Origin of the sequence: Leucobacter sp. cx-42 (assembly GCF_014529985.1) — a bacterium.
GTDB lineage: Bacteria > Actinomycetota > Actinomycetes > Actinomycetales > Microbacteriaceae > Leucobacter.
Genome location: NZ_JACVMU010000007.1, coordinates 1 through 26,274, shown reverse-complemented (window position 1 = coordinate 26,274; position 26,274 = coordinate 1). Strand labels below are relative to the sequence as shown.

The 26,274-nt window shown below is 61.9% G+C and carries 21 protein-coding genes and 3 tRNA genes; 3 read left to right on the top strand and 21 right to left on the bottom strand.

The window, feature by feature from the left end; translation table 11 throughout:
- Positions 1-20 precede the first annotated feature (20 nt).
- The 4 genes from ndk to ileS all read right to left on the bottom strand — a co-directional run bounded on the left by ndk (position 21) and on the right by ileS (position 5,718).
- Positions 21-437: a nucleoside-diphosphate kinase gene (gene ndk, locus ICM05_RS07680; protein ID WP_188024004.1), complete on the bottom strand. Its 417-nt coding sequence runs from the start codon at positions 435-437 to the stop codon at positions 21-23.
- 75 nt (positions 438-512) lie between these two features.
- Positions 513-977: a DUF4233 domain-containing protein gene (locus ICM05_RS07675; RefSeq protein WP_353055848.1), complete on the bottom strand. Its 465-nt coding sequence runs from the start codon at positions 975-977 to the stop codon at positions 513-515.
- Positions 974-2,335 carry a folylpolyglutamate synthase/dihydrofolate synthase family protein gene (locus tag ICM05_RS07670; protein WP_188024003.1) on the bottom strand — a complete coding sequence of 454 codons (1,362 nt, stop codon included), beginning with the start codon at positions 2,333-2,335 and terminating at the stop codon, positions 974-976. The genes ICM05_RS07675 and ICM05_RS07670 overlap by 4 nt, the downstream gene beginning before the upstream one ends.
- Positions 2,332-5,718, bottom strand: coding sequence for an isoleucine--tRNA ligase (gene ileS, locus ICM05_RS07665; RefSeq protein WP_285895422.1), 3,387 nt, complete (start codon positions 5,716-5,718; stop codon positions 2,332-2,334). Before ileS ends, ICM05_RS07670 begins: the two co-directional genes overlap by 4 nt.
- 396 nt (positions 5,719-6,114) lie before the next feature.
- Here ileS and valS point away from each other — a divergent pair, with 396 nt between their 5' ends.
- The 3 genes from valS to ICM05_RS07650 are packed head-to-tail and all read left to right on the top strand — an operon-like array spanning position 6,115 to position 9,547.
- On the top strand, positions 6,115-8,700 hold the full coding sequence (gene valS / locus ICM05_RS07660) for a valine--tRNA ligase (protein ID WP_188024001.1): 2,586 nt from the start codon (positions 6,115-6,117) through the stop codon (positions 8,698-8,700).
- Positions 8,701-8,705: 5 nt separating this feature from the next.
- Entirely contained in the window at positions 8,706-9,017 is a 312-nt protein-coding gene (locus tag ICM05_RS07655; protein WP_188024000.1) for a Fe-S oxidoreductase, read from the top strand.
- Between the two features lie 2 nt (positions 9,018-9,019).
- Positions 9,020-9,547 carry a hypothetical protein gene (locus tag ICM05_RS07650; RefSeq protein ID WP_188023999.1) on the top strand — a complete coding sequence of 176 codons (528 nt, stop codon included), beginning with the start codon at positions 9,020-9,022 and terminating at the stop codon, positions 9,545-9,547.
- A gap of 212 nt (positions 9,548-9,759) precedes the next feature.
- Here ICM05_RS07650 and clpX read toward each other — a convergent pair whose 3' ends face one another.
- The 17 genes from clpX to ICM05_RS07565 form a co-directional block, all read right to left on the bottom strand.
- Complete coding sequence (gene clpX / locus ICM05_RS07645) at positions 9,760-11,031, bottom strand: ATP-dependent Clp protease ATP-binding subunit ClpX (protein WP_188023998.1); 1,272 nt, start codon at positions 11,029-11,031, stop codon at positions 9,760-9,762.
- Positions 11,032-11,149: 118 nt separating this feature from the next.
- On the bottom strand, positions 11,150-11,815 hold the full coding sequence (locus tag ICM05_RS07640) for an ATP-dependent Clp protease proteolytic subunit (RefSeq protein ID WP_188023997.1): 666 nt from the start codon (positions 11,813-11,815) through the stop codon (positions 11,150-11,152).
- A 32-nt stretch (positions 11,816-11,847) separates the two neighbouring features.
- Positions 11,848-12,444 (bottom strand): ATP-dependent Clp protease proteolytic subunit, encoded by a 597-nt coding sequence (locus ICM05_RS07635; RefSeq protein ID WP_188023996.1) that lies wholly within the window; start codon positions 12,442-12,444, stop codon positions 11,848-11,850.
- 146 nt (positions 12,445-12,590) lie between these two features.
- Positions 12,591-13,928 carry a trigger factor gene (tig, locus tag ICM05_RS07630; RefSeq protein WP_188023995.1) on the bottom strand — a complete coding sequence of 446 codons (1,338 nt, stop codon included), beginning with the start codon at positions 13,926-13,928 and terminating at the stop codon, positions 12,591-12,593.
- Between the two features lie 49 nt (positions 13,929-13,977).
- A tRNA-Pro gene (locus tag ICM05_RS07625) sits at positions 13,978-14,055 on the bottom strand.
- A gap of 126 nt (positions 14,056-14,181) precedes the next feature.
- The gene (locus ICM05_RS07620) at positions 14,182-14,628 is read right to left on the bottom strand and encodes an SRPBCC domain-containing protein (RefSeq protein WP_188023994.1); all 447 of its coding nucleotides are present in this window, start codon (positions 14,626-14,628) and stop codon (positions 14,182-14,184) included.
- A 110-nt stretch (positions 14,629-14,738) separates the two neighbouring features.
- Positions 14,739-15,968, bottom strand: a complete 1,230-nt coding sequence (locus ICM05_RS07615) for an MFS transporter (protein WP_353055867.1) — start codon at positions 15,966-15,968, stop codon at positions 14,739-14,741.
- Between the two features lie 90 nt (positions 15,969-16,058).
- Positions 16,059-16,505, bottom strand: coding sequence for a MarR family transcriptional regulator (locus tag ICM05_RS07610; protein WP_188023992.1), 447 nt, complete (start codon positions 16,503-16,505; stop codon positions 16,059-16,061).
- A 173-nt stretch (positions 16,506-16,678) separates the two neighbouring features.
- Complete coding sequence (locus ICM05_RS07605; protein ID WP_188023991.1) at positions 16,679-18,238, bottom strand: hydantoinase/oxoprolinase N-terminal domain-containing protein; 1,560 nt, start codon at positions 18,236-18,238, stop codon at positions 16,679-16,681.
- Positions 18,235-19,353 (bottom strand): DUF917 domain-containing protein, encoded by a 1,119-nt coding sequence (locus ICM05_RS07600; protein ID WP_188023990.1) that lies wholly within the window; start codon positions 19,351-19,353, stop codon positions 18,235-18,237. Before ICM05_RS07600 ends, ICM05_RS07605 begins: the two co-directional genes overlap by 4 nt.
- A complete protein-coding gene (locus tag ICM05_RS07595; protein ID WP_188023989.1) occupies positions 19,350-20,741 on the bottom strand; it encodes a cytosine permease in 1,392 nt (463 codons plus the stop codon). Before ICM05_RS07595 ends, ICM05_RS07600 begins: the two co-directional genes overlap by 4 nt.
- On the bottom strand, positions 20,741-21,346 hold the full coding sequence (locus ICM05_RS07590; protein WP_188023988.1) for a TetR/AcrR family transcriptional regulator: 606 nt from the start codon (positions 21,344-21,346) through the stop codon (positions 20,741-20,743). Before ICM05_RS07590 ends, ICM05_RS07595 begins: the two co-directional genes overlap by 1 nt.
- Positions 21,347-21,421: 75 nt before the next feature.
- The gene (gene efeB, locus ICM05_RS07585; protein ID WP_188023987.1) at positions 21,422-22,849 is read right to left on the bottom strand and encodes an iron uptake transporter deferrochelatase/peroxidase subunit; all 1,428 of its coding nucleotides are present in this window, start codon (positions 22,847-22,849) and stop codon (positions 21,422-21,424) included.
- A gap of 33 nt (positions 22,850-22,882) precedes the next feature.
- Positions 22,883-24,109, bottom strand: coding sequence for an iron uptake system protein EfeO (gene efeO / locus ICM05_RS07580; protein ID WP_353055847.1), 1,227 nt, complete (start codon positions 24,107-24,109; stop codon positions 22,883-22,885).
- Positions 24,110-24,208: 99 nt separating this feature from the next.
- Entirely contained in the window at positions 24,209-25,129 is a 921-nt protein-coding gene (efeU, locus tag ICM05_RS07575; protein ID WP_188023986.1) for an iron uptake transporter permease EfeU, read from the bottom strand.
- Positions 25,130-25,341: 212 nt separating this feature from the next.
- Positions 25,342-25,415, bottom strand: a tRNA-Gly gene (locus ICM05_RS07570).
- A gap of 215 nt (positions 25,416-25,630) precedes the next feature.
- Positions 25,631-25,703 (bottom strand) — tRNA-Asn (locus tag ICM05_RS07565).
- Positions 25,704-26,274: the final 571 nt, after the last annotated feature.

The window sequence follows — 26,274 nt, the reverse complement described above, 5'->3', positions numbered from 1 at the left end:
GTGTACTGGTGAATATTCGCTTATGCGAACCAGAGACCCAGCTCGCGCTCTGCGGAGAGCGTCGAGTCAGAGCCGTGCACGAGGTTCTGCTGCACCTTGAGACCCCAGTCACGGCCGAGGTCACCACGGATGGTGCCGGGAGCAGCGGTCGTGGGATCGGTTGCGCCAGCGAGCGAGCGGAAGCCCTCGATGACGCGCTCGCCCTCTGCCTTGATGGCAACGATGGGACCCGAGAGCATGAACTCAAGGAGCGGCTCGTAAAACGGCTTGCCCTCGTGCTCAGCGTAGTGCTGCGCGAGGAGCTCGCGATCTGCGTTCACGAAGCGGATGTCTGCGAGGGTGTAGCCCTTTGCCTCAATACGGCGGAGAATCTCACCGGTCAAGCCACGAGCGACGCCGTCGGGCTTTACGAGGATGAGAGTTGCTTCTACGGACATGAATGCTCCATTCAAAAGTAGTGCTGCGGGGTGTCCCCCGGCGTTCAGTGTATCCGAGCGAACTCGGCAAATTTGTTAGCGACCCATTGCCGCGAAGTGCGCGATACGACCGCGGTCGATCTGTGCGCCCTTCACCATGCAGTACACCCAGAGTGCGGTGAACAGCAGGCCAACGATGAGTGCCATCGGGAGGATGAATGCGCACAGCAGCATGAGCGCGTGTGCAATCCAGCCGACGATGATACCGACGCGACCGATCCGCATCGTCCCGAGACCGATGATCTGGACGAGCGCGAGGCCGCCGCCGATGTAGAGGCCGAGTTCGCGCGGCTCGAGCAGGCCGAGACCGAAGATGGCCAGGCCAATGAGCACAACGATGATCAGCTCGAAGCCGAGCACGATCGAACCCAGTGCCTTCTGCGTCTTGGCCGCATCGTCGGTACGGCCCGCGCCGGAAATACGCATCGCCGAGTTGTGGGCGAGCGTCTCCGACGGAGACATCTTGAATTCTTCTTCGGAATTGGCGTTCTGGTGGCTCACGCGATGCCCCAATCTTCACGATGCGAAAGCGCGAGTGCCTGACCCGCGAGTACGACCGAGCCAACAATGAGCACTGCGCGGCCGTCTTCCTCAGCTGCCCACTGGTGCGCGTCTGCAACCGCGTCTTCGAAGGCATCTACCGTGAGAACAGGGGTCTCAGGGATAGCGTCTTCTGCGAGTTCGGCAATGCGATCCGCCTCAAGTGAACGAGGCGAATCAACCGCGGTCGCGTACACGCGATGTGCGATCGGCGCGAGCGTGCGCAGCAGGCCAGCGGCGTCCTTCTCCCCCAGTACACCAACAACGATGGCGAGCTCGGAGAACGAGAACGACTCGGTGACCGCGCGCACGAGCGCCTCGGCGCCGTGCGGGTTGTGTGCCGCGTCGACATAGGTGACGGGCTCCTTCGAGATGAGCTGGAGGCGGCCCGGCGACGTGAAGTGACCGAGACCCTCCTCAAGTACCTCGTCAGGGATCGGGCGCTCAGCGCCGAAGAACGCCTCAACCGCAGCGATTGCGAGCGAGGTATTCGCCGCCTGGTGGTGTCCGAAGAGCGGCACGAACGCAGGCTCGTACGCGTGACCGGTGATGCCAACGAAATCGACCTGGCGGCCACCGACTGCGAGACGATCCTCACCAATCGAGAAGTCAGTGCCAGCCACGTAGAGCTTCGCATCGTGGGCGACAGCGGCAGCGGCGATCTCGGCGAGTGCCGAGTCGTCCTGTGCCGCGCTCACGACGGTCGCACCCTGCTTGATGATGCCAGACTTCGTCTTCGCGATCTTGGCGATCGTGTCGCCGAGAATCTCGGTGTGATCGAGGCCGATTGGTGTGAAAACGGCGACGGTTGCATCGACGATGTTCGTCGCGTCCCACTCGCCACCCATGCCCACCTCGATGACGGCAACATCAACGGGGGCGTCAGCGAAGACCGCGAAGCCGAGCACGACGAGCGCCTCAAAGAAGGTGATCTTCGGCTCGTTCTTCGCCTCAAGCTCAGCGTCAACGACCGACAGCGGCAACTGTAGCTCGTCCCAGATCGACTCGAGCAGTTCAGCGTCGATGGGCTGGCCATCGATCTGGAAGCGCTCGGTGAAGTCGATGAGGTGCGGGCTCGTGAAGAGACCTGAACGCACGCCGTGCGCGCTGAGCAGCGTCTGAATGGCACGGCTCGTCGAGGTCTTACCGTTGGTGCCAGCGACCTGGATCACCGGGTACTGGAGCTGGGGTGAACCCGCGAGCTCCGCCAGCCGGCGAACCGGCCCGAGCCGAGGCTCGGGCGCGGCTTCGCCGGTGCGTTCGAGGAGCGCAGCATAGATGCGCTCGCTCGGGGTCAGGTTCTGTGAGATCGCGCTCATGCTCCGGCCTCGGTTGCGCGACGGACGCTCACGCGGATCTCGCCACGGTTCGCGTACTTATCTGCTGCAACAGTCTCGGTGTGCTCGAACTCGCCAGCGAAGCGGCCGTCAGCCAACGAGCTCGAAGCGAGCGCCGCGGTGTCGTCCGAACCGAGCGAGTACGCGACGCTGAGGGTGTCGTCAGCGACGGCAACGGCAACGAATGCGCTCGTGACGTCCGCGAGGTCTTCAGCCGAGGCGAACCAGAGTTCAAGCTCAATGCGATCGCTGATCTCGAAGCCAGCGTTCTTACGTGCTTCCTGTACCGCGCGGGTGACGTCACGCGTGAGGCCCTCTGCGAGGAGCTCGGGAGTGAGGTCGGTCGCGAGGAGCACGAAGCCGCCGGTGGGCAGCAGGCCGAGTGCACGGCCGGCTGCTGCAGCGCCATCTGCGGTGAGGGTGAGCTCGTACTCGCCCTCGACCAGCTCGATGCCACCAGCGGTGACCACACCGTTGACCTCTGACCAGTCGCCCGACTTTGCGCCCTTGATCGCCTGCTGCACGCTCTTGCCGATACGCGGGCCAGCGGCACGCGCGTTGACTGCGAGCGAGTGCACAATGCCGTACTCGGCAGCGCTCTCGGGCTTCTGCTCAACGATGCTGACCGACTTTACGTTCAGCTCGTCACGCAGGATGTCTGCGAAGGGCTCGATGCCGGCGGGCTGATCGGTCACGACGGTGAGCTCAGCGAGCGGCAGGCGCACCCGCAGACCGTTTGCCTTGCGCAGCGCGAGTGCCGACGAGGTGACCTGGCGGATCTCGTCCATCGCAGCAACGAGCGACTCGTTGTTCGGGAAGACCGAAGCGTCGGGCCAGTCGGTGAGGTGTACCGAGCGGCCGCCGGTGAGGCCGCGCCAGATTTCCTCGGTGACGAGCGGCGCCATGGGAGCGGCGATGCGGGTCAGGGTCTCGAGGACGGTGAAGAGCGTGTTGAACGCCTGCTGGTTCTCGGGCTTACCGTTCTCGCCGTTGACACCCTCCCAGAAACGGTCGCGCGAGCGACGCACGAACCAGTTCGTGAGGACCTCTGCGAAGTCGCGCAGCGACTCGGCAGCCGAGGTGGTGTCAAGGTTCTCGAGGTGAGCCTCAACCGAGCGCACGAGGTCGCCGGTCTTCGACAGGATGTACTGATCGAGCGGATCAGTCGAGTCAACGCTCCACTGCGCTTCAACGCCGTCGGCGTTCGCGTAGAGGCTGAAGAAGTACCAGGTGTTCCAGAGCGGCAGGATGAACTGACGCACGCCCTCTCGGATGCCCTCTTCGGTCACGATGAGGTTGCCACCGCGAACGACGGGCGATGCCATGAGGAACCAACGCATTGCGTCCGAGCCGTCACGGTTGAACACGTCGTTGACGTCCGGGTAGTTGCGGAGGCTCTTCGACATCTTGTTGCCGTCAGAACCGAGCACGATGCCGTGGCTGATGACGCTCTTGAACGCGGGGCGATCGAAGAGTGCCGTCGCGAGGACGTGCATGACGTAGAACCAGCCACGGGTCTGGCCGATGTACTCCACGATGAAGTCTGCGGGCTGCGTTGCATCGAACCACTCGCGGTTCTCGAACGGGTAGTGTGCCTGCGCGAACGGCATCGAGCCAGAGTCGAACCAGACGTCGAAGACGTCTTCGATGCGACGCATGGTCGACTTGCCGCTGGGGTCGTCCGGGTTCGGACGGGTCAGCGAGTCGATGTACGGGCGGTGCAGATCAACTTCACCGTCATCGTTCACGGGGAGGGTGCCGAAGTCGGCCTTGATCTCCTCGAGCGAGCCGTAGACGTCGACGCGCGGGAAGTCGGGGTTGTCGCTCTTCCACACGGGGATCGGGCTGCCCCAGTAGCGGTTGCGGCTGACCGACCAGTCGCGTGCGCCCTCGAGCCACTTACCGAACTGGCCGTGCTTGACGTTGCCAGGAACCCAGGTGATCTGCTCGTTGTTCTCGAGCATGCGCTCCTTGATCGGGCCAACGCTCACGAACCAGCTCGAGACGGCGCGGTAGATCAGTGGGTTGCGGCAGCGCCAGCAGTGCGGGTAGGAGTGCTCGTACGAGCGCTCGCGCAGCAGGCGACCCTGTTCCTTGACGAGGCGGATCAGCGGACGGTTCGCATCCTGCCACAGCTCGCCAGCGACGTCGGTCACCGCCGCAATGAAACGACCGCCCTCGTCAACGCTGAGAATCGGGGGCATGCCAGCCTCGCCGGTGATACGCATATCGTCCTCACCGTAGGCAGGAGCCTGGTGGACGATGCCGGTGCCGTCGGTCGTCGAGACGTAGTCGTCAACGAGGATGCGCCAGTAGTTTTCGGTGCCCCACTTCTCTGTGTCAGCAAAGTAGTCGAACAGCGGCTCGAATTCGACATTTTCGAGATCCGCGCCCGTCACGGTCTTGGTGACTGCGGCCAGTGCGTCCTCGGCCGATTCGTATCCCAGCTCCTTGACGTGAGCTGCAACAAGATCGGTCGCGAGCATGTAGCTCGCTACGCCGGTCTCGCCACCGTCAGCGGCACCGAGCGGGCCAGCGGGCACGATCGCATACGCGATCTCCGGGCCAACTGCGAGCGCAGCGTTCGTGGGAAGGGTCCAGGGAGTCGTCGTCCACGCGAGCGCGCGCACGCCGGTGAGGCCGAGCGACGCCGCCTTTTCGCCCTGCAGCGGGAAGGTAACGGTGACCGACGGGTCTTGGCGCATCTGGTAGACGTCGTCATCCATGCGCAACTCGTGGTTCGAGAGCGGGGTCTCATCACGCCAGCAGTACGGGAGCACGCGGTGGCCCTCGTACGCGAGGCCCTTTTCGTGCAGCTGCTTGAACGCCCACAGGACGCTCTCCATGAACGGCAGGTTGAGCGTCTTGTAATCGTTCTCGAAGTCCACCCAGCGCGCCTGGCGGGTGACGTAGGTCTCCCACTCACCGGTGTAGTGCAGGACCGACTCGCGTGCCTTCTTATTGAAGACGTCGATGCCCATGGCCTCGATCTCGCTCTTCTCGGTAATGCCGAGCTGCTTCATGACTTCGAGCTCAGCGGGCAGGCCGTGCGTGTCCCAGCCGAAGCGACGTTCGACCTTCTTGCCACGCATGGTCTGGAAGCGCGGGAAGACGTCCTTCGCGTAACCGGTCAGCAGGTGACCGTAGTGCGGCAGACCGTTTGCGAAGGGAGGACCGTCGTTAAAGATCCACTCTTCTGCGCCTTCACGCTGGCGGATCGATTCCAAGAACGTATCGTCGTTCTTCCAGAACGCGAGCACCTGCTCTTCGAGCGAGGGGAAGTTCGGCGACGGCACGACGCCAAAACTTGCGCCATTCTGGGTTGCTGCATCGCCCGCGTTGGTGGGCTGCTTGGGGTAAGCCATGTGGCTCCTTCGGTCGAACGTCATCACGTATCGTGCCGGGACGAGCGGCAAGTCGCACTGACTCGCTACCCGCGGTACCACCCCGCTTGCTGACCTGCGCCCTATTGGATAGGGTGCGGATCGCGCCACTTCATTCGGCGTAACGTGCCGTTGCCCGTTCGGTTCTACTGGGGCTTTTGACTCTCGCCAGCCACCCGTTCTTCCGAAGACTCCCCGGTGATAGCCGGATCAAAGTCGTATGACCCACATACTACCAGGGCGCGACACTGCGTGGGCTGCACACTCACTGACACTTTCCGAAGCTAGACTGGAGTGGTTTACACCTTCAGGCACCAGTGCACCCATCTCGCGGTGTGCGACTACGCGGTGCCGCCCATACTGAATCGGAGCCCCTCAATGAGTGCTATCCCTGACAAGCCGAAACTCGAAGGCCTTGAAGAGAAGTGGGGCCAGGTCTGGGAAGAGCAGGGTACTTACGCATTCTCGCGTGAGGGTGCGGATCGCGACGACGTCTACAGCATCGACACCCCTCCGCCCACCGCGTCGGGCTCGCTGCACGTCGGCCACGTGTTCTCGTACACCCATACCGATACCGTTGCGCGCTACAAGCGCATGCAGGGTAAGCGCGTCTTCTACCCGATGGGTTGGGACGACAACGGCCTCCCCACCGAGCGTCGCGTTCAGAATTACTACGGCGTGCGCTGCGATCCGTCACTCCCCTACGTCGAGGACTTCGTTCCCCCGCACGACGGCGGCGAAGGCAAGAGCATCAAGGCAGCTGACCAGCAGCCGATCTCGCGTCGTAACTTCATCGAGCTCTGCGAGAAGCTGACCGTCGAAGACGAGAAGCAGTTCGAAGATCTCTGGCGCACCCTCGGCCTCTCGGTCGACTGGAAGCAGACCTACCGCACGATTGGCGCAGACTCGCTCCGCGCATCGCAGCTCGCATTCCTCCGCAACGTAGAGCGTGGCGAGGCGTACCAGGCACAGGCTCCGACGCTCTGGGACGTTACTTTCCGCACAGCAGTTGCGCAGGCAGAGCTCGAAGACCGCGAGCAGCCCAGTGCGTACCACCAGCTTGCGTTCCACCCGGTTGACGGCGGCGATGACATCCTCATCGATACCACTCGTCCCGAGTTGCTCGCAGCGTGTGTCGCACTCGTTGCGCACCCCGACGACGAGCGTTTCAAGGACCGCTTCGGTTCACTCGTGCGTACCCCGCTCTTCGACGTTGAGGTCCCGATCCTCGCGCACCACCTCGCGCAGCCCGACAAGGGCACGGGCATCGCGATGATCTGTACCTTCGGCGACGTCACCGACGTGATTTGGTGGCGCGAGCTCAGCCTCCCGAACCGTGCGATCCTTGGCTTCGACGGCCGCATCATCTCGGAGGCTCCCGAGGTCATCACCTCGGAACGTGGCCGCGAGCTGTACGCACAGATCGCAGGCAAGACCGTCTTCAGCGCTAAGGCAGCAATCGTTGAGGCTGCGCAGGCTTCGGGCGAACTCGTCGGCGAGATCCGCAAGATCAACCACCCGGTGAAGTTCTTCGAAAAGGGCGACAAGCCCCTCGAGATCGTTTCGACTCGCCAGTGGTACATCAAGAACGGCGCAAAGGACGAAGCGCTTCGTGAGCGCCTGCTCGCGCACGGCAAAGAACTCGACTGGCACCCCGACTTCATGCGCGTGCGCTACGAGAACTGGGTAGAGGGCCTCTCGGGTGACTGGCTCATCTCGCGCCAGCGCTTCTTCGGTGTGCCGATCCCCGTCTGGTACCCCATCGACGGCGACGGCAATCCTGTCTTCGACAAGCCGATCCTCCCCACGACTGAGCAGCTGCCCGTTGATCCGTCGACCGACATCCCCGCGGGTTACACCGCAGAGCAGCGCGGCCAGGCTGGCGGCTTCCAGGGTGAAGTTGATGTCATGGACACCTGGGCGACCTCGTCGCTCACCCCGCAGCTCGCTGGCGGCTGGGAGCGCGACGAGGAGCTGTACAAGCTCGTCTTCCCGTTCGATCTTCGCCCCCAGGGCCAGGACATCATCCGTACCTGGCTGTTCTCGACCCTGCTCCGCTCGGAGCTTGAGTCAGGCGAGCTCCCCTGGAAGAACGCAGGCATCTCGGGCTGGATCCTCGATCCCGACCGTAAGAAGATGTCGAAGTCGAAGGGCAACGTTGTTACCCCGGCTGGCATGCTCGAGCAGCACGGTTCGGATGCAGTTCGCTACTGGGCGGCTTCGGCAAAGCTCGGCACCGATGCGTCGTTCGACCCGCAGAACCCGACGCAGATCAAGATCGGTCGCCGTCTGGCGATCAAGCTTCTGAACGCAGCGAAGTTCACGCTCGGTTTCGACGCTTCAGGCGCTGGCCAGGTCACCGAAGCACTCGATCGCTCGATGCTCGCCGGCCTTGCTCGCGTGATCGAGCAGGCAACTCGCTCGTTCGAGACCTACGATCACCAGCGTGCACTCGAAATCACCGAGTCGTACTTCTGGACCTTCTGCGATGACTACCTTGAGCTCGTCAAGGACCGCGCACACGCCGGCTCCGGCCAGGCACAGGCTTCGGCAGTCACCGCGCTTCGTGAGGCCCTTTCGGTCTTCGTGCGTCTCCTCGCTCCGTTCATCCCCTTCGCTACCGAAGAGGTCTGGTCATGGTTCGCCGAGGGTTCGGTACACCAGGCTTCGTGGCCTGTTGCGGGTGAACTCGCTGAGTTCATCGGCGAAGACGCAGACATCGACCTGCTCGATCTCGTCGGAACCGCGCTCATCGGCATTCGTGGCGCGAAGTCTGAGGCAAAGGTTTCGCAGCGCACCCAGGCATCGCTCGCCGTTGTCCAGGCGCCTGCTGCGCTGCAGGAGCGCCTCGTGCTCGCTGCAGAGGACCTCGCTGGAGTCGGCCGCATCACCGAGCTTCGTATCGAAGCTGCAGACGTCGATGGCGTCGTAGTAGCTGAAATCAACCTCGAGACTGCGGAGTAACGATCATGCAGTTGGGGGCACGCTGGCAGGTTGGGAACGACCCGCACCGCAGCGTGCCCCCAACCCTGTTCGACACGATTACGGCGTGCGAACAGGCTCACCCATCAGCGCATGCGTGGACGCTCACTTGGCTTGAGGGTCGACCGCGGTTGGCGCTCGATGATCTCGCAGAGATTTCTGTCGATGCGCAGGGTGTGGTGCGAGTGAAAGACTTCACCGCCCTGGCTACCAATGCGCAGGAATCCTTCGGCGAAGACGCGTCGCTGTCATCGGTAGATGACGACGACGACGATGACGACTGGCTTTTGGGAGGCTAATCATGCAGCGAAACTTCATTCAGGTGATTCGCTCCACCCGCAGCACACCGCGCGACACTCGGCGTGCGATCGCAGTAGTAGCGGCTGGAGCAATCGCGTTTGGCGCGCTCACCGGCTGCGCCCCTGAACCAGAAATCGATGCACCAGATGATTTGACCACGCAAATCGAAGACGAGACGAAGTGGCCTGAGCTCGACAAGGAGACCGAAAAGGTCACCGTCTTGCCCGCTGACTTCCCTGAGACTTTCCCGGTGCCAGAAAGCGCCAAGATCTATGATGTTGGATCGCGGAACGCTGGGACGTGGTTCTTAGTGCTCGTTGCGCAGAATGCGGCTGAGGCGGAAACGCTTTGGCAGCAGGTCATTACTGACGGCTCATTCGAAGTAGCCGATGCCGCAGAGACGACCGAGGGTGGCACATCGGCCACGCTGACGTCGGACGATGCAAGTGTCGACGCGATGACACTCCCCCAGGAAGATGGCACAGTGCTCATGAACTATGACATCACCGTCTTCTCACTGATGCCGTAGGCTGTCACGCGTTAAACTTCACGACGCACGTGCTTGCGGTTTGGGTCAGACATGACTGATGCAAAATGCCCCTTCATGAGAGAAGGGGCATTTTGCTTTGTTCACACGGGATCGATCACCTGATCTAGCCTGGTCGGTACACGTGTGCCTGTGCGTTTCAGGACCGACTCTCGGACTCCGGTGCGAACCAGAGCTCATAAGCCAGGAGGTGGTTACGCGCTCTCGCGAGCGTTCGACTCGTACACGTAAGTGGGCTCTGCGTCATCTTCAATCGTGGCACGTGTCACGATGACTCGCGAGATGTCTTCTTCAGAAGGCACATTGAACATGACAGGCCCAAGTACCGATTCGAGAATCGCACGAAGACCGCGGGCACCGGTCTGGCGGGAGACCGCAAGTTCAGCAATAGCTGAGAGCGCATCTGGCTCGAATTCGAGTTTCACACCGTCCATCTCAAAGATGCGCTGATACTGCTTGACGAGCGCGTTCTTTGGTTCAACAAGAATTCGTGTAAGCGCGGCAACGTCAAGCGGATCGACCGTCGCAACCACGGGGAGTCGACCAATGAACTCAGGAATGAGGCCAAACTTGTGCAGGTCTTCAGGCAGTACCTCTGAGAAGAGCTCCTGCTCATTCTGCTTTGCTGCGACGGGAGCTCCGAAGCCGATACCACCCTTGCCAAGACGCGAGGCAATGATTTCTTCGAGGCCGGCAAATGCGCCGGCGACGATGAAGAGGACATTCGTGGTGTCAAGCTGCAGCATCTCCTGGTTGGGATGCTTGCGGCCACCCTGCGGTGGGATTGACGCCACGGTGCCCTCGAGAATTTTGAGGAGAGCTTGCTGGACACCCTCGCCCGAAACATCACGGGTGATCGAGGGGTTCTCTGCCTTGCGAGTGATCTTGTCGATCTCGTCAATGTAAATGATGCCGTGCTCTGCGCGCTGCACGTCGAAGTCGGCAGCTTGCAACAGCTTGAGCAGGATGTTCTCGACGTCTTCACCGACGTAGCCCGCTTCAGTCAAAGCGGTGGCATCAGCGACAGCGAAGGGAACGCCGAGCTGACGAGCTAGTGACTGAGCAAGATAGGTCTTGCCACAGCCAGTGGGACCGAGCATGAGAATGTTCGACTTGGCAATCTCAACCTGATCACCCGCGAGATCCGTGCTTGCGAGTGAGCTCGCCGCCTTCACACGCTTGTAGTGGTTGTACACAGCAACAGCGAGCGACTGCTTCGCGCGGTCTTGACCGATCACGTATTCGTCGAGGAACTCGGCAATCTCTCGCGGCTTGTGCAGTGCAACATCACTTGGCTCGGGCGCCTGCTGCTCAGAGAGACGTTCTTCAATGATCTCGTTACACAACGAGACGCATTCGTCACAGATGTAGATCTGTGGACCTGCAATGAGTTGAGCAACCTGCTTCTGCGACTTCCCGCAGAAGGAGCATTTGAGCACTTCACTACTCTCAGTCATACGTGCCATGGCTGAGCCCCCTTAGTGATCATCGTGAGATTACCATCGAGCCTAGTCGCACCCACTGACATTTCGAGATTCCGACGGGGTCGTGTCGCTTACTCGCCACTCCCCCGTCGGACATGACTTAGGCCGAGATTGCCTGAATCGGGTTCTTGCGACTCGTGAGCACCTGGTCAACGAGGCCGTATTCGAGAGCCTCAGCAGCACTCAGAATCTTGTCACGATCGATGTCCTGATGCACCTGCTCGACTGAGCGGTTCGAGTGCTTCGCAAGCGTCTCTTCCGTCCACTCGCGCATGCGCATGATCTCACGAGCCTGGATCTCGATGTCCGAAGCCTGGCCGCCACCCTGGCCGGTAGCCGGCTGGTGAATCAGGACGCGAGCGTTCGGGAGCGCGAGGCGCTTGCCCGGAGTGCCGCCTGCGAGCAGCACGGCAGCAGCCGAGGCTGCCTGACCGAGGCACACAGTCTGAATGTGCGGGCGAATGTACTGCATCGTGTCGTAGATCGCGGTCATTGCCGTGAACGAGCCACCGGGCGAGTTGATGTACATGGTGATGTCGCGCTCAGGGTCCTGGCTTTCCAGAACGAGGAGCTGGGCCATCACGTCGTCAGCAGATGCGTCATCGACCTGGACGCCCAGGAAGATGATGCGGTCTTCGAAGAGCTTTGCGTAGGGATCCTGACGCTTAAAGCCGTATGCGGTGCGCTCCTCGAACGAAGGCAGCACGTAGCGCGAGTTCGGCATCATCAGACCAGAACCGCCAGCCTGCGGAATTGAAGTGTTCATCTGTTCGTACTCCATGTCTCTTGCGTCCGTGATTACTTGCTGGTGCCGCCGCCGCCGGAAACCTCAGCAGCAGAATCGCGGATGAAGTCTACGAAGCCGTATTCAAGGGCCTCTTCAGCGGTGAACCAACGGTCACGATCGCCATCAGCGTTGACCTGTTCGACAGTCTTGCCGGTCTGCGCTGCGGTGATAGCTGCGAGGCGCTGCTTCATCGAGTTGATGAGCTGAGCCTGCGTCTGGATATCGCTCGCGGTGCCACCGAAACCGCCGTGGGGCTGGTGGAGCAGAACGCGTGCGTTGGGCGTGATGTAGCGCTTGCCCTTGGTGCCTGCGGTGAGCAGGAACTGTCCCATCGACGCGGCCATGCCGATGCCAACAGTGACGATGTCATTGGGCACGAAGCTCATCGTGTCGTAGATCGCCATACCAGCGGTGATCGAGCCACCCGGCGAGTTGATGTAGAGGTAGATATCTGCCTCGGGATCTTCAGCTGCGAGCAGCAAGATCTTGGCGCAGATCTCATTCGCCATGTCGTCTCGCACCTCTGACCCAAGCCAGATAATGCGATCCTTGAGCAGTCGGTCGAACACACTGTTCGGTGCCATCTGATCAGCCATTCGGGGCTCCATTCGTCGAGTATCTGATTCGAGGTTATCGACTCACAGCGAATCTAGCGGCTCTGTTCGCCGTAGGCGTGAGCGATACACGCAGGAACCCCTCACCAGGTGAACTGGTGAGGGGTTCCTAGACACGATGTACGTGCAGTGCGAGAAGACTACTTCTCGTCTGCTGCTACCTCTTCGGTCGCTGCTTCTTCAGCTGCGTCCTCAGCGGGCTCGTTGTCGACAGCGGTGAACTCGGTAAGATCAACAGCGTTGCCGTCCTTGTCGGTAACCTTTGCCTTTGCGAGTGCGATAGCGAGAGCCTTGTTACGGGTTACCTCGCCAATGATGACGCCCATCTGGTTGCCCTGGCTGATTGCCTGGAGGAACTGACCGGGCTCCATGCCGTACTGCTGTGCCGACTGGAAGATGTACTGCTGGAGTTCGTTCTGCGTGGGAACGACCTCTTCAGCGTCGACGAGTGCGTCGAGAAGAAGCTGCAGCTGGATCTGGTCCTCTGCCTGCTTGCGAACCTCTGCGCGGTGCTCGTCGTCCTCAAGGCGGCCTTCGCCCTCGAGGTGGTTGTGGACCTCTTCTTCAACGAGCTCTTCCGAAACCGGGATGCCCGCCTTCTCGATGAGGGTCGAAGTGAAGATGTCGCGTGCCTGCTGGCCCTGTGCGAAGACTGCAGCGCGGCCAACCTGGTCCTTCAGGCTGTCGCGAAGCTCAGCGATGGTGTCGAACTCGCTCGCGAGCTGTGCGAAGTCATCGTTCGCCTCAGGAAGCTCGCGCTCCTTGACAGCGGTGAGGGTGAGCTCAACCTCTGCGTCCTTGCCCTCGTGCTCGCCGCCGAGCAGCTGCGAGGTGAAGGTCGTCGACTCACCAGCGGTGAGGGTCTCGATTGCCTCGTCGGTGCCGTTGAGCAGGTTGCCTGCGCCGACCTCGTACGAAACGCCGCTTGCCTGGTCAACCTCAACGCCGTCGATCTTCGCGAGAAGGTCGAGCTCGACGAAGTCGCCGGTCTTTGCGGGACGGTCAGCGGTTACGAGGGTGCCGAAGCGCTCGCGGAGCTTGGTGAGTTCAGCCTCAACAGCTGCATCGTCGATCTCAGCGTTATCAACGGTGATCTTCATGCCAGCGTACTTGGGGAGCTTGAACTCGGGACGAACCTCAACCTCGAAGGTGAGCTCGAGATCCGCGTCCTTAGCCTCAGGCCAGGTCACAACGTCAGCGGTCGGGCGGCCCATGGGCTGCTCGCCGGACTCTTCGAGAGCCGCGCGGAAGAAGTCATCGAGCGAAGCGTTCACTGCTTCCTGAACAACTGCGTCGCGACCAACACGCTGATCGATGATCTGCGCGGGAGCCTTGCCCTTGCGGAAGCCGGGGATGTTGACCTGCTCGGCAACCGTCTTGTACGCGGTCTTGAGGTACGGCGCAAGCTCGTCTGCCGTGACAGTCACGTTGAACTTGACGCGGGTCGGGGTGAGCTTCTCAGCGATCGTCTTCGGCAATTTGGCCTCTCATCGTTGTGTTAGGGCTGCGAATCGGACCGGACGGCCCTGGTCGGGGTAACAGGATTCGAACCTGCGACCTCCCGCTCCCAAAGCGGGCGCTCTAGCCAAGCTGAGCTATACCCCGTAACCCTGTGGGTTCTCGGTAGTTACGCATTGAGAAATGCGCAACCTGGGAAAGTCTAGCCGATACTCCCCCTTGGAAAGCAACCCGGGTTGGTTATCTGGCGGTTCCTGGGCGTGTCATCACGCGTTAACGCGGCAGAAGTTCTGCCATTGCATCGAAGAATGACTCCCAGCCCTGCAGTACTGCCGACTGCTGTTCGGGGGTAAACCCGGGAGTTTCCTGGGTGAACTTCATCAGCGTGCCACGCTCGGAACTCTCAAGATCAACGACGATCACCGCCCGCGATGGGTCGGCGGGCTGGTCCGTCATTGTGAGCACCAGGCGCGCACCGGGGGTGACTTCGATGAACTCACCCGTCCAGTCGATGTGGTTGCCGTCCGGGAGTTCCATTCGCGCTCGCCATTCACGACCAGTCTCTGCGACGTATTCCAAGTGTTCAAGTGGAACATTTACTCCGGCACCACCGAACCAGTGCGCGAACGACTGACCCGTCGTCCATGCAGTGAAGACCGAGGTTGGTGCTGCATCGAACTCTCGCTGAATTTCGATACCGGATGCGGTGATGTCGTTCATGTTGCTCTCCTTGTTCAGGCAGGCAGTTTTGCGGTGTCGAGCCAGGCTAACAGTGACCAGGGAAGAGAAACACCCCCTGAGCGGGAATGCTCAGGGGGTGTTCAGTGGGACTAGGCCGCGTCACCTGCTCCAATGATTGCCGCTTCGGCGACTGGGTTACGATGCTCTGCACCAATGTGTGCAAGTCGCTTATGCGAGCAGGCCAGCACCACAATCGCTATGAGCACCGCTGCGGCTCCGACCCAGTAGGGCACCGGCGCTCCGAATGCTGCCGCGATGGGGCCGGCTACCGCTGGTGCGATCGCGCCACCAATGAAGCGCACGCCTGAGTAGGTCGATGACGCCACGTTGCGCGGGAGGTCGGTGGCTTCCATCACCGCTTCCGTGAGCGCGGTATTAATCACACCGAGAAGCAACCCGCTCACCACCACAACGACCACCAGCCCGGTGAGGGAGTTGACGAACACCCCGAGCAGCACGAGGCACACGGTGAGGCCGCCAAGCATGACAAACAGGACGGCCGCAAGGCCGAACCGTCGCGTGAGCACCGGAGCCACCAGCACGGAGGTGAGCGCGAGCGCGACACCCCAGCCGAAGAAAACGAACCCGAGCTCGTGCGCGCCGAATGCGTCAGCGCCAGCGAGTTTTGCGGCCGCCTCCATTGGGTACGGGCTGTACGCCAGGAGTACGAAGAAGCCGAAATTGTAGAACACTGCAACGAGCGCGAGCGATCGGAGTGCCGGGTTGCGAAGCGCGCGGAAGCTGGAAAGCAGTGAAGGCTTCTCCCCCGCCGGTACTGCTGCCGCCTGCGTGGCGGGCTGCTTGGGCGACTTGAGGAACACGAGGATCGCGACGAGCGCGACCGCCATTAGCGCTGCGGTGCCAAAGAATGGCCCGCGCCACGAGATGGAGCCCAGCGCGCCGCCAACGAGTGGACCAACCGCCATGCCAACACCGAGCGCGGCCTCGTACAACACGATGGCCTGACGTGATCCGCCCGAGGCCGCGCCGACGATTGCCGCAAGCGCGGTTGAGATGAAGAGCGCGTTCCCGAGGCCCCACCCCGCACGGAAGCCGATGATTGCGTCCACCGAACCTGCGGCGCCTGCCAGGGCTGCGAAGATGACAACGAGAATGAGGCCAATGACGAGGGTCCAGCGAACTCCGAGCCGACCAGATACCCAGCTGGTGAAGAGCATTGCGACGCCGGTAACAAACAGATAGCTCGTGAATAGGAGCATCGTTTGGCTGGGTGATGCGCCAAGTTCATGGCTAATCGCGGGGAGGATCGGGTCGACGAGACCGATGCCCATGAAGGAGATCGCGCATGCAAACGCAATTGCCCAGACGGCGGTCGGCTGTCGCCAGAGTGAAACTTTGGGTGGAGTCTCGGTATTCGTATTCGTTCCTTTGCTTACGGCCGCGTGTGGTTACGCGACTTCGACGATTCGGTGCATGATCGCTGCCGCCCGCAGGAGTGTCGCCTGGTCTTCGCTGGGGAGATCGGCGAGGTGCGGAACGAGCACGGCCGCCGCCTTGGTGCGGTAGTCGGCGAGGGCAGCGGCACCGGCTGGTGTAATGGTGACCAGTGTTGCGCGCCCGTCCGTCGGGTCAGGTTCGCGCGTCACCCATCCCTCACCACCGAGACGCTGCATGAGCGCTGTCATGGTTGGTTGGGCAACGTTCTGCTGTTGCGCGAGGTCACTCACGCGTTGCGCGCCGTGACGCTCAAGGTCAGAGAGCACTCGCCACGCGTTCGACGAGTACGCAGAGCCAGATTTCTTCCCGACGACGCGTGTCAATCGCGCAGCGGAAACAATAAATTCCAGGGAGAGCGCCTCAAGCGCTTCCCGCCCAGCAGGAGAATGTTTGGTCACGACTGCAGTGTACCAGATTTACATAGCATCACTATGTAAATTCGTGCCAGCGCCAATTCCCAGCTTCTGGGGGCGGATCATCCCTCAGCACGTACACAACGGCCCACCCGCACTGTGGTGTGGGTGGGCCGTTGTGTCTGACGAACTTACCGCTGTGCGGCGTCAGTGCGAAACTACGCGAGGCGACCGGCCGCGCGAGCGCGGACGATGACCGTGTCTTCCATGTAGGCGACGGGCAGCTCCTCGAGCGAGAGGACCTCGACGGTATCAGGATCCGCGCCCGCTGCGACCGCGCGCGCAATCGCGTCGTCACGCACGAGAGCGACGGCCTCCTGGCGGGTCATCTCGCGCAGCGAGAACACCCGTTCGGCCTGGCCAGCAACGTCACCGAGTGCCGCACCAACTGCGTTTGCAGCGCTCGAGTGCTCGGTGCGAATGACTTCAGAAACGCCAGCAAGCTCGGTCGGTGAAATTGCGGCTCCGCCACCGACGAGCACGATGGGCACTGGCGCCGCGCTCGGCTTCATCTGATCGATGGCTTCCTCGATGATTTCGCGGATCGCCTGATCGGCTGCCGCCGTGACATCTGCCGGGAGCTCCGGGGTCTGCGCATCCGCAATCTCGAGGCGACCGACCGCAACCGCAATATCGGTTGCGGTGACGGTCGATCCGCCAAAAACGAGCGCTTCACTTGCGATGCGGTAGCCGACGCTATCCGGGCCGAGCTTCATCGGCTCGTCTGCGCCGGTGCCGTTCGCACCAAGGCCGCGCACGATCGTGCCGCCGCCGAGACCCACCGAGAGGACGTCAGGCATGCGGAAGTTCGTGCGAATGCCGCCGATCTCTGCCGCGTGCGCCGACTGACGCGGGAAACCGTCAACGAGCACACCGATGTCGGTCGTGGTGCCACCGATGTCAACAACGAGCGCGTCAGATACCCCGGAGAGGTGCGCCGCACCACGAATCGAGTTCGTTGGGCCACAGCCGATGGTGAAGACCGGGTATTTCAGTGCATAGGCGAGGCGCATGAGGGTGCCGTCATTCTGGCCGAAGTAGATGTCTGCGTCGATGCCATGCTCAGCGAGCGAGCGCTCGAAGCCGGCTGCCATGTCACCGAGTGTGCGGATCAGCGCAGCATTCAGAATCGTCGCGTTCTCACGCTCGAGCAGGCCGATCGAGCCGATCTCGACCGACTTCGAGATCGGAACGTCGATGATCTCCGCGACGATCTCAGCGGCGCGGTTCTCGTGTGCGGTCGCGACGGGTGAGAAGACGCCAACGATTGCGATCGCGTCGACCTTGCCGCGCATTGCCGCTGCAGCTTCGCGGATGCCAGCCTCGTCAAGCGCGCTAATCTCGCGGCCGTCGAACTCATTGCCGCCGGCGATGATGAACGAGGGACCCTCGACCGCTGCCTGCAGGTCTGCTGGCCAGCCCTCGAACGGGGGCACTGCGCTCGTCGCCGGGCCGCCAAGTCGGAGCACACCGACCTTTCCGAGTCCCTTGCGCTCAACAATCGCGTTCGTGCAGTGCGTGGTGCCGAGCATTGCCGAGCGCACCTCGCTGCTCGGAACGCCCGATGCCTCGAGCACGAGGTCGATCGCGCGTGCGACGCCGTCGCCCGACTGCGCCTGGGTGGGGGTCTTGACCGATGCGAGCACGCGGCGCTCGGCATCGAGGACGATGGCATCGGTGTTTGTGCCACCGACGTCGATACCAATCCGGTAGCTCATGCGCGTGCCTCCTCAGCAGTTGCTGCCATCAACGTTTCTACTGGCGTGAATTCGACGTCGTAGCCGAAGTAGCCGGGGCCCGCGGTCTCGATGCCGCGCTCCGTGCGCCACTGCGGGTGGCACGGGAACGCCACGATTGTGACGCGCGCGCCATACCGCAGGGTCTCTGTCGTGATTGGGTGGCCGGTGGCCTGATCGAGGACGGCGATGAGATCCGGGGTCACCGCAGCGAGCTCGCCATTGCGCGTTGCCAGGAGCATCTCGTTCTGGAAGCTGAGCTCAAAGGTGTCGCCGCGATCCGCGCCCGTTCCTGCGAGCACTGCGCGGCCGCGGGTGAAGCCACCCTGTACCGCACGTTCGATCTCGGTGACCTTGCCCATGAAGAGACGGAACCCGCCGAGCTTTTCGAGCATCGCATCGGTGCGCTCGTCATCGCGGAGCTCCGAGCTGCGGAGCATGCGGCCGATATCGCGCGCCATGGTGAGCGTGCCGGGAATCGCGCACTCGCGAGCGACAGCGCCGGGGTAGGCGTAGTCGATCATGGTGGCGGATCCGCCCATTTCGAACGTAATCACGCGCGCAAGGCGCTCCGACCACGCGCCGTTAATCGGGTAGGACAGCACGGCATTGCCCTGCGCGTCCACGAGCACGGTTGCTCCGGGGCCGTAGCCTGCGAGGTGGAACGTCACCATCTGCGCCTCGGGGAACGCGCGACCCATTGCGTCGCCGTCAACAATCGGCAGGCCACGCTCAGCGGCCGCAGCAATCGGGATGAGCGAATTGCCGCCACCGATCTCGATCGGCATGATGGCAGCAATGCGCTGACCTGTCCCCTGCTCAAGCATGTCGAGCGCACGGCTGAGCTCGTTTGCGCCAGCGATCTTCTCAATCGACACCGACGGGGCACCGATCATGCCGACGGGAACTACGAGGCCCTCGTCGTCGAGATCAGAAACCTGCAGCACGGGAACCTCGCCGTGGAGGCGGATCGCACGCTTCGCGTGCAGGGACCCTACGTGGGGGTCGCCGCCGCCGCCGGTACCGAGAACGGCAGCGCCAATGGCGATGTCGTCGATATCCGCTTCGGTGATGACGGTGAGGTGATCAGTGCTCAACCTTCCGCTCCTTCGGTCTGTGCGCCTGCGTGTACGGGTGCGGTGACGGCATTCGAGCTGGCTGCGCGACGCACCCAACCGATGACCATGTGCGCTGCGAACGCAACGAGAATTGCGTCGAGCGCGGGAATCGTGGTGATGGTCATGACACCGATGCCGAAACCATCGTGCGGGTTCGTGGTGAGGAGACCGGCGACACAGCCGATGCCCCACGCGACGAATGCCCAGCCATCGATCTTCGGAACCTCGGTGCTGCCGGTGCGCAGGCGACCCTTCACGTGCGTGAAGAAGTCAGCGAGGTAGACGCCACCGTAGGGCGCGATGAAGGTGCCCATGAGCGAGATGAAGGGAATGAACGCGTCGTAGATGCCAGCGAGCGCTGCCGCGATCGCGACGACGCCACCGATGAGGGTGAGTGCGCGGCGGCTGACCTTCGGGAATACAGCCGAGAGGTTCAGCGCGGCCGAGTAGAGGTTGTTGGTGTTCGTAGTCCACTGTGCGAGCGTGAGGACGACGATTGCAACGCCACCGAGGCCGAGCATGAAGAACATACGCATGAAGTCTTCAGTGCCCATGACGCGCGAGAGGACGAGCGAGACGATCACGATGAGCGAGTTGCCGATGAAGAAGCCGACGAAGCCAGCAGCCATTGCCTGCTTGGGGGTCTTTGCCCAGCGCGCGATATCCGGCGACACGATGACGCCGAACACGAAGATGCCCATGACGAGCGAGACCGCACCGCCGAAGCTGAACGCGGGAGCGACGTCCTTGAAGAGGTCGCCGGTGCCGAACTGCATGAAGGCCATGACGACCGCGAGCGCGAGCAACGCGATGAGCAGGGGCACAGCCCATGAGCTCAGGCGCTGGATCGAGCGGTAGCCCCAGAGCGCGGTGAGGATCATGAGCGCGCCACCGATGACCGTGAACACCTGCACGGGAACGCTCATGCCGAAGAGCTCGTCGAACGCGACGCGCGCGTTGTCAGCGAAGAAGCCGGTCTGCACGCCGAACCAGCCGAGCGAGGAGATCGCCATCGCGACCGCAATCACGAGGCCACCGACGCGACCAAAGACCGCGCGCGAGAGCATTGCGCTCGTGAGGCCGGTTGCGGCACCAACATAGGTGCACGCCATGGCCAGCAGGCCAAGCAGTACAGATCCGAGGATGGTGGCAGCGAGCGCATCGCCGAAGGGCAAGCCGCTACCGAGCGAAACACCCATGATCGTGCCCGAAAGGTCGATACCGATCGCGATCCAGATGCCAGCGATCGGGAGCCAACCTTTGCGCTCCGCAGCGGGGACTGTGCCCAATTCGTAGTCGGAACGGGCCTTCTCGGTCGGTGCAGCCACGGGCGCGTTCGCCGATGGAGGTTCAGTGGTGTGAGACATTACGAGCTCTCCTGGGACGTGTGTGCAGTGAGGAACTGCACAAGGACATCCCATGTCTGAGTGAGGTGCGCGTCATAGAGCGCAGACGGATAGTGGCCCATCTGGAGGAACAACCCATCCAGGAGGCACATGAAGTGGGATGTAAAGGCCTCGGGTGACAGGCTCGTGAACTGCCCCCGTGCAACGCCCTCGAGATATGCCTCTCGGACGGCTGCCGACAAATCGGCATCCCAAACCTGGAATGTGTCGGCCATGCCTGGCGCCTTTGCTCGATTGTGTCCGAGTGCGGTGCTCAGGTGAAACTCAAGGAGTTCAGGGCGCGAGCGATAGAACTCTCGCACGCCAGTGAACAGCTGGTGGAGACGCTCGATCGGCTCGAGCGCAGCAGCGTCGTCGATCCGAGCGTTGAAGAAGTCTTGGTGGTCACCGATCGAGCGCGTATAGACCTCTGCGTAGAGCTCTTCTTTGCTCGTGAAATGCGCGTAGATCGATGGCGCCTTAATGCCAACATCCGCTGCGATGTCTTTGAGGGACGTCGAGGTGTAATCCGACTGCGCGAAGCGAAGCAATGCTGCGCTGAGGATGCGCGAGCGAGTCTCTGTCACGGTAACCGCCTAACTAATGGTCGTTAGGGAGTTTAGAACGCGGGAGCGAGCTCCGCAAAATTGGAATACGAACCGTTACTCAAATAGCGCTTGGCCAATGAACTCGTCGCCTCCACGCTCAAGTCCACGCGGCACGGCCCACAGACCTGAACCAATATGGCGAATGTACTCGTTCAGTAGATCGCCTTTGAGTGACTGCTGCACCCGCACAAAGCTCGCCGGGTCACGCTGGAACGAGATAAAGAACAGTCCGGCATTGAGCTGGCCAAGCGAGTTCGACCCGTCAACATAGTTGTAGCCACGGCGAAGCAGTCGCACTCCCCCATTGTGCACGGGATGTGCAAGCCGCACATGCGCAGCCACGTCGATCTTCGGGTCACCTGACGCGCTATCCATCGCATCGAAATCAGGCGTATCAAACTCATGCGCACTCGTCAGCGGCGCGCCTTCACGCTTCGTGCGCCCAAAGATGCGCTCCTGCTCTGCCAGGTTCGCGCGATCCCACGTCTCGATGGTCATCTGAATCTTTCGAGCCACAAGATACGAGCCACCTCGCATCCACTCAGGCGCTTCGTTCCCCACCCACACGTGATCGGCAAGCTCCTCGGCCTCTTCGGCCATGACATTCGCAGTGCCATCCTTGAAACCAAAGAGATTTCGTGGGGTGTCCTGCTCAAGCGAGGTCGAGGCTGTGCGACCAAACCCCAACTGGCTCCACGCCATATGCGCTCGACCAGTCGCAATACGCGCCAAATTACGGATCGCATGCACCGCGATCTGCGGATCATCACTGCACGCCTGCACGCACAGATCCCCACCACTCTGCGTCGCATCAAGGAGATCGAAGGCAAACGACGGCAGCGGCTCAAACTGCTTCGGCAACTGGTCGCGGATCCCGAACGGGTCTGCCCCAGTACCCGTCGCGCCGGTACCGCCAGCTTCACTGCCCACAAACAACGAACGCCCAAACCCAAACGTCAGCGTCAGATTGCCAGGGCCGAGACCGGAGGCCTCTCCAGTGTCATCAGGCGGCAAGAGCGCGTTCTGAGGCTCCATCCCCTCACCCACCTCTTCACCGCGCGCGAGCGCGCTCGCCGCAGCGGTCCAGTCACGCAACAGTGAAATGAGGTCGTCGCGCGTCGCCCCCGTATTCATGGTGAACGCAGCGAAGTGCAACCGATCCTGAGCTGGAGTGACGATACCGGCCTGGTGAGGTCCAGCAAACGTCACGGCCGACTGTGCGGGGGCCGCGGCTGATCCGCGCCCCCGCTGGAGAACATTTCCGGCGACGCCACCCAGCGCAAGTCCCGCGGCACCGGCGCCGAGGAGACCGAAGAGGCCGCGACGTGACGGACGAACCAGGGAGGAATTCTGGCCTGCCCGACCTGCGTCGCCTGCGCCTTCGGAGTGCGTGTTGCGCTGCTGTCGACCCTGTGGCGCTGTGGGGACTGACAAATCAGCGGGGTCGGTTGGGGTGGGTGTGGTGACGTCGTCGGAAAACATGGATTTCTTGCGGTTTCTCTGGCCGAACTCGGGCTAGGCCTTGACTACACCAGCGGTCAGGCGTGACATGGGCTCGCTCAGGGCGGTGAGCTTTGCTGCGAGCTCGTTGCGCTGTGTCGCATCAACCGTGTCGTAGGAGACGAAGCCCGCGTCAAACGAACCGTAGGTCGCAAGCAGCTCAAACATCTCGGCAAACCGGGTGTCGAGCTCGGTCGCAAGCTCCTCGCCACCGTTCGCTACGAGCAGCGGACGCACAGTGTCGAACGCCACCTGAGCGCCTTCCACATTTGCGACGAAGTCGTAGAGGTCGGTGTGCGCGAACTCGTTCTCTTCGCCAGGCAGCTTGCCATCGGGTGCAGCGACCTCGTCAAGCAGGCCCTTTGCGCCCTCAGTGATATCTGCGAGGGTGAGCGTGAAGTCAGGGCTTGCGACCTTGTTCTTGAGCTCGGTGACGTCAGCAACAAGCTGATCGCCGAGCTCTGCACGCTGCTCAGGAGTCAGCGCAACCAGGTCATCCTTCGGATAGTGATTCTTCTCGGGCTGCGAGTAGTTCTCGATGGCACGCTCGAGCCACAGATCCTGCTCAATTCGATGGAAACCGGTGAACTCGAGGCCTTCCTCAATCGCGCCGGGCTTACGGTAGTCAATCTTCGGGTCCAGATCACCGAACTGCTCGGCCGTGGGCTCGATCCGCTCGTAATTAATGCGTGCGATCGGGAACAGGGCGCGTGCTTCATCGTCATTGCCGGCCTTGTAGGCGTCAACGAACGCCTGCACCTCGGGCACGAGCTCCTCGGTCTGCGTCTTCACATACGAGATGTACTGTGCGATGACCGCTTCCTCCTCAGGCGAGGCGCTCACAGCATCGCCACTGACGGTGAATGCTGCCTGACCCACGCCCGCACCGATCATGCCGGGCTTGCAACTCGTGAAGTAGTCGCCGGCACCGACCTGAATCGTCAGTTCACGGGTGGCGCCTGGGGCAATATTCTCCACCTCGCCGACAATCGTGAGTTCGTTGCTTCCGAGGACATAGAACTCATTCACCTTCGTGCCAGAGTTCTTCACCTGGAACGTGATGGTGCCTGCGTCAGCGGACGCGGTCGATACCGAGCAGCCGTCGTCTGACGCCGTAACCGCGATCGTCGTCGCATCGGCTGCGCCGTTCGGCACGCAGCCAGTGAGCGCAAGCGTCGCGATGCCGCAGGCGCCTGCCGCGCCGAGCAGACGAAGTGTGGAGGGAGAGTGCGTGGAAATCACGAATGGTCCTTTCGGGACATGGGAGAAAAATACGGGCGCGGATCGTCGCAGGTGTGCTACTTCGCCGGTGCGGGCGCGGCGGGCTGACCCGTCGAAGCGTCAGCCCGCCTTCTCTGCCGTCGCCGACGCTGAGATAGCGGCGGGCCGTGAAGCGGGCTTCGACGAGCGGTACGAACGCACCAAGAAGAGCGGGAGCACACAGATGAGATAGGTGGCCCATGCCAGCACCTCGAGTTTGGTCATCTCAGGTGAGAAACCAATCGTGCCCTTCAGTAGGACACCAAGGAACCCGTCTGGCGCGATGACGTGCGAAATCTGGAAGGCCCAGGCAGCCTCACCAAACCAGCTCGCCACCACGGGTCCTGCACTCAGAGGTACTGGCATGAACGGCCCGGGCAGCAGCCCGGCTTCCTGCAGGTCGTGCACGCCATACGCAAGCACTCCTGCAGCGAAGATAATCAGCAGCACACCGCTCCAACGGAAGAACACCGTGAGGTTAATCACGAGGAGCCCGCGGTAGAGTGCCCAGCCGAGCACCGCAGCGATGACAATGCCCGAGATTGCTGACAGAAAACCAACGAGCGGAGTCGTATCGCTCGCTCGCGTCGTCGCCCAGATAAAGAGCGCGGTCTCAATGCCCTCGCGGGCCACGGAGATGAACGCAACCGCGGCCACTCCCCAACCACCGCCAAGCAGCGCCTTGTCGAGCTGATCGCGGAGCTGACCACTCAAGCCCCGCGACATCTTCAGCATCCAGAACACCATCCAGGTGACCATCGCAACGGCAACGAGCGACAGCGTGCCACCGATTGCCTCCTGCGCCACAAATGAGAGGCCGTAGGCCCCGTACGTCAGCACCGCACCAACAATGAGCGACAGCAGAATCGCTGCACCAACGCCAAACCAAATCTTCCGAGCTGCATCTCGGCGAACGATCTTGTTGACGTACGCGAGCAGAACGCTCACCACTAGCGCCGCTTCGAGCCCCTCACGCATTCCAATAAGTAGCGTCGCGAGCATGCTCCGGGCCTTTCACTTCAAACATCAGATCTATGCAAGGCGAACCTTACGGAGTGACTGTAGCAGATTCATCAGATGTTTGTGAAGCGAGTTGGCAATACCGAGCCAGAGGTGAGCTCAGAATCGCCCAACCGGGCATCATCAAAGGCCAGGGGCGTGACGCTGCGCGTGAGTCCCGAAACGCAAGAACCCCTGCCGAGGCAGGGGTTCAGTGGAGGGGATGACGGGAATCGAACCCGCGTAGCCAGTTTGGAAGACTGGAGCTTTACCATTAAGCTACATCCCCATAACTCTGAGAGTTATCCAGTGCAGAAGCACCTCGATCAGCATAGTGGAAAAGCGTGGTGACGCACATCTTCGATTCACCCCGCGTGTCGGCGGATTGCGAGGTCGCCGGGTGGCAGGGCTGCTGGACTGCTGGGTGACCAGCATCTGAGCGCCGCGCCCAGAAAGCCACGGACACAACAAAAGACCCTCACCCGAAGGTGAGGGTCTTGCTTGCTCCCCCGGCTGGGCTCGAACCAGCGACATCCTGATTAACAGTCAAGCGCTCTGCCAACTGAGCTACAGGGGATCATTGCCGAAGCAACGTTTACGATAGTAGCGGCCTGCGAAGCGCAATCGCAAATCATTTGCCCGTGTCGCGCGCCGTGTCGGAATTTCTTTTCCAAAACCAACGACCTTCCGGGCAATCGAGTCCATCACCGCCGCAATTCACCGTGACAGTTCGTGTTTCCTTCTCGTAAACCAGAATGTCCAGCCAAACCGCTCCGGTGCGCCGCCACGGCTGAGACTCTTGCCGTAGATATGCGATCTGCCCTCAATATGCCGTTTCAGGCCCCCTGGAACATATCTACGGCCGATTACATATTGGCGGCAAAGAACGGGAGCCCCCACACCGCTCCCCGACCCACCTGTTGCCACATACAGGAAACACAGCCACTGCCTCGAAACAGGCCCGTTTCCCGAAACAAGGTCTTTCAGGCGCATGAGACCATCAATCTCGGCAGAAACTGTCGGCTTATAGGCCAAAAAGAGTGGATGGAACCCTGATCTAACCGCGTCATCACGCCGCTAGAACCAGATCACTAATGTCCGGCACCATTAACCGTGCCAACGACGACATCGCCAACCCAATGCGTGGT